This is a genomic window from Microtetraspora glauca, assembly GCF_040656155.1.
Lineage (GTDB): Bacteria > Actinomycetota > Actinomycetes > Streptosporangiales > Streptosporangiaceae > Microtetraspora > Microtetraspora glauca.
Genome location: NZ_JBFALK010000032.1, coordinates 83,267 through 92,449 on the forward strand (window position 1 = coordinate 83,267; position 9,183 = coordinate 92,449).

The following is a 9,183-nucleotide window of genomic DNA, read 5'->3' on the forward strand; positions in this document are numbered from 1 at the left end:
GTTTCTGGCGGCCGTGGCTCTACCGGGCGCTCGGGGCGTTCTCCAGCGCCGCGTTGAGCGCTTCGGTACGGGCGACCGTTCCCCAGAGCCACTCGACGGTGGCCTTCCCGCGCCGCTCGGCCAGCCATTCGTCGAAGACCCGTCCCTCGATCAGGGCACGAGTGGCCTCGTCCAGGACCGCGGGTCGGACCTGGAGCACGTACACGATGGCGGAGCCGCCGTCGGCGGGGAAGGGGCCCAGCACATCCCCGGCCCTGGCCCCGGCGGCCCCGGCAGGCAGATCACAGCGGCGCACCTCCTCCATCTGGCAGGTCGCCGCGTTGCCGAGTACCTCCCTCGCGGCCAGGGCGACGGGGTCGGCGGCGTCGCGCAGCCTCGGGAGCGCCGCCCGCGCGGCCTCCGGTTCGGCGTAGCGCAGCCGCAGGACGTGCAACCTGTCGAAATCGTCGCGGTGGGCGTCGAAGACGGCTTCCGCGCGTCCGGCCACGATCCTCCGGCGCAGCCGCCGTGCCGCGGCCTGTTCGGCGACCAGTTCCTCCAGGGCGGCGAGGGCGAGCCCGCGCTGCGCCATCCATTCCTGGGTGGCCTGGGCGGTCAGCAGGCCTCGCGCGCGGCGGAAGGCGTCCATCGCCTGTCGGAGCTCGCCGTCCGTGAGCTCCGTCCGCCCGCTGGAGGTCTCCTCCATCACGAGGTGAGCGTTGACCAGCCGTTCGGCCAGCCGGACGTCGTCCCACAGCACGTCCAAGATGGAGACCACCTGCTCCATCTTCACATCGACACCGTTGATCCGGACGACGACCTGGTCCCCTGACGGCTGGCTGCCGCGCATCGGCCAGGGCAGAACCTGGTTGGAGGCCAGCGCCAGCGAGATCGTGCCGGCGGCTGTCTTGATCAGCAGGTCGTAGTGACAGGACTCGTCGGCGGCCTCGCGGCGCCACACCAGCCTCATCGGCACGTCCGGGTACCGCTCATGCAGGGCGGCCAGATGTCCCCTGGCCTCGCGGGGCTGGAGGCCGGTCACGTCTCCGAGGTAGGCGAGGGCATCGGCGAGCAGAGCCTCGGGAAGCCGATCGGGCGGGGCGGGCATGGTCAGGCTCCTTCGAGCAGGATGTCGCAGAATGCCTGGCTGATCGGCAGGCCGGTGAGGTGCTCGATCCACAGCCACTGGCCGTTGGGGTTGATCTCCAGGAAGACGTAGCGGCCGTCAGGGGTGACGATCAGGTCTATCGCCCCGTACCGCAGCCCCAGACGGTCCGTCAGCGCCAGGCAGCGGGTGGCGACCTCGTCGGGCAGCCGATGAACCAGATGCGGGGTGACGCGGATGTCGTACCGCCTCCAGTCGAACCTGGCATGGTTCGCGACCTGGGAGTGGATCTCGGCGGCGAAGACCTGCCGCCCCACGACGGTGACGCGGAGCTCGACCCGCTTGGGTATCCGCTCCTGAACGATGACCGGGCAAAACCGCAGCGCGTCGGTGTAGGCCACGTCGCGGGCGGCGACCGGCTCGCAGGCCCGGCTCATCACGATCTCGCCTCCGGCGTCCTCCACCCAGGGGATGTTCAGCGGCTTGGTGATGATGCGGCCGTCGTGACGGTCGTGGAAGTCGAGAAACGCCTCCTCGCTCGTGGTGATCACGGTTTCCGGGATCTGGAAGCCCAGCTCGGCGGCGAGGGCGAGCTGGTAGGGCTTGTGCCCGGCCCTCCGGAAAACCGACTCACGCGCCGGAAGCTGCGGGCAGCTCAGATGCTCCCACAGGCCGGTGAGGAGGCTCTGGCACTCCTTGACGGTGTAGTCGGCGATCGTCTCGTCGGTGAGGACGGGGTCGGCGGCCACAGGCCTCGGCCGACGCCACCACAGAGCCGTGAGGGTGTCCAAGTCGACGGTCTCGTCGCCGATGTGCAGGCGCCTGCCGACCGCGTCGTCCAGGTAGCACAGATCCACCCGTGACCTGCTCTGGAAGCTCGCCGGGTTGAACACCGTGGTCCGCGCCCCACGCCCCACGAGAAGATCACATACCCGCGAAGCGTGCGCATCCTCCTCATGGTCGTACGTAAGGACAAGGACATGAGGTGACGGCAACGGGATTCCTCGTCATTCCTTCGTCACGGGTCTGCGAGACACCAGGTTCGGGAGTCCTGCCTGGCACCCCCACACCCGTACGTCCTCAGCCGCCGGGACGGCTCTCGGGCCTGGGCCGCCTAGACGAGGTCGTCGATGACGCTTCCGCCGTCCGCGGAGGTCCAGCTGTGCGGCGGAAGCTTCTGGTAGCCCCCGGTGATCCCGAGAAGCTGGCTCTCGTCCAGTTCCGCTCCATCGAGGGCGATGTCGTCGAGCGTGGTGCGGGAAATCGGCTCCATTGCGGCCCGTTCCTTTCGGAGATCTCGGGTTGTCCTCCGCGCCACTGTGCGACAGCGAGCTTGAACCCCTCTAGTGAACGGCTTGGAATTCCCGCCTCACATATCGCGACCGGAGGTGATCGCCACTGGCCGAGAACCTGATCGTCAGGCTCCGGTTCAGAGGGTCCCTTCCGATCGTCGGAAGGGGGCCGTCCGCCGGTCTTTCTGTCAGTCGTCGTCGAGCTTGGCGGTGACCTTGCTCGCGGGGGGAGCCTTGATGGAGACCTTGCCGCCCCAGTCGGTGAAGCGGGTTTCGACGCTGATCGTCTTGCCTTCCCAGCCGTTGCTGTCGAACAGGCCCGTGGCCGGATAGGACGTGGTCAGGCGCTGCGGCAGCCCATCACGGTTCATGGTGATGCTGTATTTCGCCACGGCCGTGTCCTTCGACCAGATCCGCAGCGAGGCGCGGAACCAGGGCGAGATCTTGGCGAGCTTGCCGAACGTGATGGTCCCGGAATAGGTGGTGTGCGACTTCTTGGCGCTCCTGAGCAGAGTCTGGAGGGTCGCGGGTTCGGCGACGTTCACGATCTGGCCGAACCAGCCGCTGCCGCCGGCGGCCATGCCCTGCGGATCCTTGTACCAGACCTTGCCCTTGGGCAGCTTCTCGGCGAGGACGCCGCCCGAGGTGTAGCTCGTGGTGCCGATCCGGATCGTCCGTTCGGGGGTGAGCCGAGCGATGGCGGTGGCGGCCGGCTCGTCGGACGTGGCACCCGCTTTCGCGCTGATGTCCGAGGCGACGATCCCGGACCTGCCGAACTGGAAGGAGCCGGTACGCCGCAGGATGAGGACGTTCGTTCCGTCGCCGGTCAGCGTGGTCCGGTCGGTGAACTTCACCCCCTTGCCGGCGACGAACTGGCCTTTCAACGCCTTGATCGGGTCCGCGGGGGCGGCCTGGGCGGGGGCCGCGGTCACGAACGCGGCGGCCGAGGCCGCCGATATGCCCACGATTACTCGCTTCATCTGGCTTCCTTGACAGTCCGGTGAGAAGAACAGGGGAATCCTGCCGAGCAGTGATCACGCTCATATCTCGAAATATGCCGTCATTACAGGATTTGGCCGGGCCATAAATAATCGCGACAGCGGCCGAGATGAAGCGGATTGCCATCCTTGATGGCGTGGAGCCGTCAGATGGGGTGAAGTGAACCCATGAGAGGTTGGTTCCGCCGTCTCATGGGTCGCCATCCCGGGAGGCGCCTCCAAAGGCCCCCAGAAAGACGCCCCGAAAGCCGGTCTGGGAAACGCCTTGGCGGGCGTACCGAGAGTCGCTCAGGAAGGCGTTCCTTGACACGCCGGCTCCCGTCGCCGAGGCCGATGAAGCGCCGGTCGCTGGGGACCGTCCTCATCGTCGCCGGCTCCGTGCTCGCCGCCGGGGCGCTCACCGTGGCGCGGGCGGGGCTCCCCGACCTCGCGCCGTACGTGCCCGCGTCCGGTGTGCTCGCGCTCGCGGCCGCCGCTCTGATCGGATGCGGCGGCGGCCTGGCGGTCGCCCGTACGCGGAGCGAGGGGCGGGGGCCGCTGCGCGTCCTGTCCTGGTGGTGGGTCTTCGCCGGAATCCTCCTCATAGCGCTATCCATGTGGGCGTCGGTAGCGGTACTCCTCCACGTCGCGGACATGGCGCCGGACCTGGCCAGACGCGTGGAGTTACGCCTTGACGCGGTCAAGACGGGCCTCACCGTGGGGGCGGGGGCGGCCGGTGCCGTCGCGCTGCTGCTCGGGGTCCGGCGCCAGTGGCTGGGCGAGCGGGCGCAGGCGTACCAGGAGTACGACGCGACTGAGAAGCGCGTGACCGAGTTGTACGCCAAGGCCGCCGACCAGCTCGGCCATGAGAAGGCGGCGGTGCGCCTGGCGGGGCTCTACGCCCTTGAGCGGGTCGCACAGGACAATCCGGAACACCGTCAGACGGTCGTCGATGTCGTCTGCGCCTACCTCCGCATGCCGCCGCCCGTACGGGAGGGCGCGCCGGAGGAGCGCAACCCCGTCGACCAGCAGGAACTACAGGTACGGCTGGCCGCCCAGAGCGTTCTGACGAAGCACCTCCGGCGGACCGACACAGGGACCGACACAGGAACCGACACAGGAACCGACCATGGAACCGCCATCGGAAAGGGCAGGGGAACCGGTATCGCAGCCGGAAGAGGCGCTGAGAAAGGAACCGAGGCTCAGCGGCGGCCCGGACCTTTCGCGAGTTTCTGGCCGGGAATCGAGCTCCGCCTTTCCGGTGCCTATCTCGTCGAATTCGATCTCAACTCGTGCCAGATGGAGGCCGCGGATTTCCGCGGGGCGCGGTTCGCGGGCCGTACGGACTTCGGAGGAGCCGGGTTCGCGGCCAAGGCGGATTTCCGTGACGCCGGATTCGACGGCAGGACCTTCTTCGGCCTGGCCGTATTCGACGGCATGGCCGACTTCGGGCAGGCCACGTTCCGCGGCCGGGTGGATTTCGGCTGGGTCAGGTTCGGGACCAGGGCGGATTTCCGCGAGACCAGGTTCCGTGGCCGTGCGGACTTCGCCGAGGCCGGATTCGAGGGCCTGGCGTACTTCGAGAAGGCCGCCTTCGCGGGGCGGGCGGACTTCCAGGGAGTCACGTTCGCGGTCATGGCGGGTTTCGACCGGGCCGTGTTCGCGGGCAGGACCCTGTTCGACGGGGCGCGTTTCGAGGGGGCGGCGTACTTCGAGGGCGCCGATTTCACGCACGAGACGGACTTCGGCCAGGTGCGTTGGAGGCGGAACGCCGGTAGCACCTCGACCTGGCCGTCGGGATGGGTCGAGATGCCGGACCCCGACGATCCGGACCATGGCTCGCTCGTGCCCGCGCTGCCGGCCGGTGTCCCCGGCGGGTGACGACCCGAGAGTGAACCCGTGGGCGCGGGGTCTTCAGGGGCGCTTGGCGACGGTGAGGAGGAACGCGGTGTCCTCCAGCGCCTCCACGCTGTGGCGGGCCTCCGGGATGATCAGCAGATCACCGGTGCGCCCTTCCCACGAGGTGTCGCCGCTGTGCAACCGCAGCCGCCCGCGTACAACGAACAGGGTCGCCTCTCCCGGGTTCTCGTGCTCGGCGAGGATGGTGCCGGAGGTCAGGGCGAGCAGGGTCTGGCGCAGGACGTGCTCGTGCCCGCCGTACACGGTCTCCGCGCTGCGCCCCGTCGAGGCGGTCGCGGCGTGCTTCAGATGTTCGTGAACCAGCGCGTCCAGTGAAATCTTCTGCATGAGAATCAGTGTGCCAGCGGAGTGTTCCGCCCGTCGGCAGGGCCCTTGAGCTGCGCGGTCATAGAGTGCTCGCATGGGCCCACCGCTGCCCGGCCCACTGGCCGACCTGGCTCCCCTGCTGCACAAGTACGGCTACGCCGCTGTCGGGGGGCTCATCGCGCTTGAGGATTTCGGCATCCCCGCGCCGGGCGAGGCGATCCTCATCGCGGCCGCGGTCTACGCGGGAGCCGGGCATCTGAACATCTTCCTCGTGGGCATCGTCGCGGTGGCGGCCGCCATCGTCGGCGACAACATCGGCTATCTGATCGGCCGGTTCGGGGGCCGAAGACTGATCCACCGCTGGGGCCGCTACATCCTGATCACACCGGAGCGATTCCACACGGCGGAGAGGTTCTTCCTCCGCCACGGAGGCAAGATCGTGGTGATCGCCCGCTTCGTCGAGGGGCTACGCCAGGTCAACGGCATCGTCGCCGGAACCACCGGGATGCCGTGGCGGCGTTTCCTCATGTTCAACGCCATCGGCGCGGTTCTGTGGGTCGGCCTGTGGGGAAGTGTGGCCTACTTCGCGGGGAAGAAGATCGGCGTCATCTACAGCGTGATCGAGCGCTACCAGAACTACGCCTGGATCGTGCTCGCCGTCGCGGTCACGGCCTTCGTCGCGTGGCGCGTGGTGCGCCACAGGCGGCGGCACGGCGCGTGACCTCGGAATTCGGTTGCGTGCCGTACGGGATCGACGTGACGATCTCGGAATGGACGAGAGACGCCAGGTCATGGCGAACGCGGTCAGCTACGTCGAAGGTGTCAGGGACGGACGTCCCTGGGCGGACATGGTCGAGGTGGTCGGGCCGGATCCGGTCGAGGTCATCATGTCCGGCATGCGCGGCTGGGCCGTCTCGGCTCCCCCGGAGCTGTCGGAAGAGCTGCTGGCACGGGGTGCCCGGTTGCTGCGGCACGCCCATGTCATGTTCTTCGACCTGAAGGACGCGGACCCGGCCGAAGTGGAAGCGCCCGAAGGGTTCCGGTTCGTACCGTGCGACCGCGATCCGGAGCAGGTGTTCCCCGCGGTGCGCGCGGCCTACCCGCCCGGACATCCCGATCACCGGTCAGACCGGGATGTGGAGCGGGAGCGCGAGGAGCTGACCAAGCTCCTGGAGGGACGGTTGATCGGGCAGGTCCTTCCCTGCAGCGTCCTGGTCGTGGACGCCGATGACACGGTGGTCGCCGGAGTCGTCGTCAACGACATGCGCGGCCAGCCGTGGATCTCGCAGGTGTTCCGGCATCCGGTCAGCGGGCCTCGCGGGATCGGCGCGCTCGCCCTGCGAGCCGTTCAGGTACGGGCCGCCCGAGACGGGCTCGCCGGCCTGGGGCTGGCGGTCTCGCACACCAACCCCGCCAGAAGGATCTACGACAGGCTCGGATTCGTGGTGACCGAGACCTCGATGACCGTGGTCGTGTGACCCCGCCCGCCCCGGACCGCGGGTAGGGCGTCAGGGTAAAGGTCGCGCTACCCCCGCTCCATTTGCCCGTTGAGGCACGTCAGCCCGCGATGACCTGTATGTACGCTTCGGAAAACTGGGTCATCCAGGCGTACGGGGGCATCGTCATGGCTTTCGAACTGCCCGATCTCAGGGAACTGGCGACCTTCGGCGACGACGTGGGGGTGGTGTCGCTCTACACGACGATGGAGCCCGGCACGACGGCGTGGCAGGTCCGGGCGCGCAACGAGATCGCCGCGCTGCGCCGGGACCTGGCCCGGCATGTCGACAAGGACCTGGCCAAGCTGGTCCTCGCCCGGTTGGACGTGCTCGAACCCCGGATCGACCAGCTCCTCAACCCGACGGAACCCGGTCTGGGACGCGCTCTGTTCGCCCAGGTGGCAGGCGATGAGGTGCGCACCCTGTGGGTGCAGCTCCCGGTCGGGGACCTGGCCGTCCTTGAGCCGAACGCCTACCTGCGCCCTTGGGTCACCGCCGTCGAGGAGGGCGCCCCCGCGGGGGTCGTCATGGTGGGACGCGACGGTGTCCGGCTGGTGGACTGCCGTTACGGGCTGGCGGAGGAACTCGAACCGATCGGGTTCGACCTGGACACCGAGGACTGGCGCAGGAAGCGCGGCCCCGCCACGCCCGGACTCTCGCGCCGCGCCGTCGACCAGCACGACCGTTTCGAGCAGCGGATCGACGAGCACCTGATCAGGTTCCTGCGTACGGTGGCCCCGCGCGTGGCCGAGCAGGCGGAGGGGAACGACTGGCAGGCCGTCCTGCTCGCGGGGGATCCCAGGGCGACCGATGTGCTCGGCGAGGCCATGCCCATGGGCCGGGACACCGTCCTGCTCGACGCCATCATCGACCCCGCCCTCTCACCCGCGGAGGTCCTGGCGTACGTACGCCCCACCTTCACCGAGGTCCGTACCAGGCGTGACGCCGCACTGGTGGAACGGGCCCGCGAGCTGGCGCTGTCGGGCGGCAACGGGGTGCTCGGTCTCGGCGACACGCTCGCCATGCTGCGCGCGGGTCGCGTCGAGCACCTGCTTCTCGACGCGGCGGGGGAGTGGAAGGCCGCCACCGCTGTGGACGCGGGCGCCGCGCCCATCGCCGCCGAGCTCGTGGAGGAGGGCACGACGGACGACCTGGGCGAGCGCATGATCGAGCTGGCCCTGGAGCACGCCACCAGGGTCACGATGCTGGGCCCCGAAGCCGCGGCCGGACTCGCCCAGGAGGGCGGAGTGGCCGCACTGCTGCGCTGGTGACGGCACCGAAGCATCGGTGATGGCCGGCGGGTCCTCGACACCTGTGAACCGGCCGGTGCCCGGTGTCGATCAACGGCGTCGTGTGACCCGCTCGCGCCCGTCCGCCGCCGGAAAAGTCAAGAAGGCAGGGTGATGCGCACGCCGACGGAGCCGGCGCGGCCACGGCGGATCATGCTTCCCCAGATGCTCAGCCTGCCGATCAGCCCGTACTTCTCGATCACCAGTCGGCGCACGTGGTCGCTCTGTTCGGGTGGCAGTACCTCGGCCCTGGCCGCCACCGGTTCACCGCGCAGCTTGCCGCGCATGTCGCACGGGGCCACCGTCACGTCCGGATTTCGCCGGATGCGCTTCACCTTGCCGGAGTCGTTGGCCGTCCAGACGACCAGGGCGTCGCCGTCGCGGGTCACCCAGACCGGTGTCGCGACCGGAGTCCCGTCCCGGCGGAATGTCACGACCGACACGTACTGTTCGGCGCCGAGTCGCTCAACGGATGTCATGGCCGCACCCTACGCGGGCGGCGAGCGCCAGGAACTGTTCGGCCTTGTCAGCGAGAGGGAACCACCGGTGAAAACGTCGAGATCGGGCAGCCCACGTGCAAGATGCAACCCCTTCCCGCTCTGTAAGGGGGTCGATCGGCCAAGGCGCCCTAGGGCGCGTATTTGGTTGTGATCAAGGGATGGTCCGGGTGAGGTCTTTGATCCAGATCATCGCGGCGCGAAGGTGGAGGCCCGGCGAGGTAGCTCTCAGAGGGCGTTTGATTTGAACTTTTCGTCCTAGTACGTCCCTCTCCAGGTTGGTGTAGTTTCGCCGGTTACACGCTTGCTGACGTTGTCGATC

At 68.7% G+C, this 9,183-nt stretch carries 10 protein-coding genes; 4 read left to right on the forward strand and 6 right to left on the reverse strand.

Going from position 1 to position 9,183, the window contains the following annotated elements:
• Positions 1-19 precede the first annotated feature (19 nt).
• From AB0I59_RS38935 to AB0I59_RS38950, 4 genes are all read right to left on the reverse strand, one after another.
• Positions 20-1,087 carry a TIGR04500 family putative peptide maturation system protein gene (locus tag AB0I59_RS38935; RefSeq protein ID WP_358141410.1) on the reverse strand — a complete coding sequence of 356 codons (1,068 nt, stop codon included), beginning with the start codon at positions 1,085-1,087 and terminating at the stop codon, positions 20-22.
• A gap of 2 nt (positions 1,088-1,089) precedes the next feature.
• Entirely contained in the window at positions 1,090-2,079 is a 990-nt protein-coding gene (locus AB0I59_RS38940) for an MvdC/MvdD family ATP grasp protein (protein WP_358141413.1), read from the reverse strand.
• Between the two features lie 119 nt (positions 2,080-2,198).
• On the reverse strand, positions 2,199-2,357 hold the full coding sequence (locus tag AB0I59_RS38945; RefSeq protein ID WP_358141416.1) for a hypothetical protein: 159 nt from the start codon (positions 2,355-2,357) through the stop codon (positions 2,199-2,201).
• 207 nt (positions 2,358-2,564) lie between these two features.
• Positions 2,565-3,356 (reverse strand): hypothetical protein, encoded by a 792-nt coding sequence (locus tag AB0I59_RS38950; RefSeq protein WP_358141418.1) that lies wholly within the window; start codon positions 3,354-3,356, stop codon positions 2,565-2,567.
• 321 nt (positions 3,357-3,677) lie between these two features.
• Between AB0I59_RS38950 and AB0I59_RS38955 the strand changes: the two genes are divergently transcribed.
• Complete coding sequence (locus AB0I59_RS38955) at positions 3,678-5,234, forward strand: pentapeptide repeat-containing protein (RefSeq protein WP_358141421.1); 1,557 nt, start codon at positions 3,678-3,680, stop codon at positions 5,232-5,234.
• 33 nt (positions 5,235-5,267) lie between these two features.
• Here the strand turns inward: AB0I59_RS38955 and AB0I59_RS38960 are convergent, their stop codons facing one another.
• Positions 5,268-5,600 (reverse strand): cupin domain-containing protein, encoded by a 333-nt coding sequence (locus tag AB0I59_RS38960; protein WP_061260399.1) that lies wholly within the window; start codon positions 5,598-5,600, stop codon positions 5,268-5,270.
• A gap of 73 nt (positions 5,601-5,673) precedes the next feature.
• Here AB0I59_RS38960 and AB0I59_RS38965 point away from each other — a divergent pair, with 73 nt between their 5' ends.
• From AB0I59_RS38965 to AB0I59_RS38975, 3 genes are all read left to right on the forward strand, one after another.
• Entirely contained in the window at positions 5,674-6,300 is a 627-nt protein-coding gene (locus tag AB0I59_RS38965) for a DedA family protein (protein ID WP_358141424.1), read from the forward strand.
• Positions 6,301-6,349: 49 nt separating this feature from the next.
• Positions 6,350-7,057: a GNAT family N-acetyltransferase gene (locus AB0I59_RS38970; protein ID WP_061260403.1), complete on the forward strand. Its 708-nt coding sequence runs from the start codon at positions 6,350-6,352 to the stop codon at positions 7,055-7,057.
• 98 nt (positions 7,058-7,155) lie between these two features.
• A complete protein-coding gene (locus AB0I59_RS38975) occupies positions 7,156-8,346 on the forward strand; it encodes a VLRF1 family aeRF1-type release factor (RefSeq protein WP_358141427.1) in 1,191 nt (396 codons plus the stop codon).
• A gap of 116 nt (positions 8,347-8,462) precedes the next feature.
• On the opposite strand, the gene AB0I59_RS38980 is transcribed toward AB0I59_RS38975, so the two are convergent.
• A complete protein-coding gene (locus AB0I59_RS38980; protein ID WP_061260407.1) occupies positions 8,463-8,843 on the reverse strand; it encodes a PPOX class F420-dependent oxidoreductase in 381 nt (126 codons plus the stop codon).
• Between the last annotated feature and the right edge of the window lie 340 nt (positions 8,844-9,183).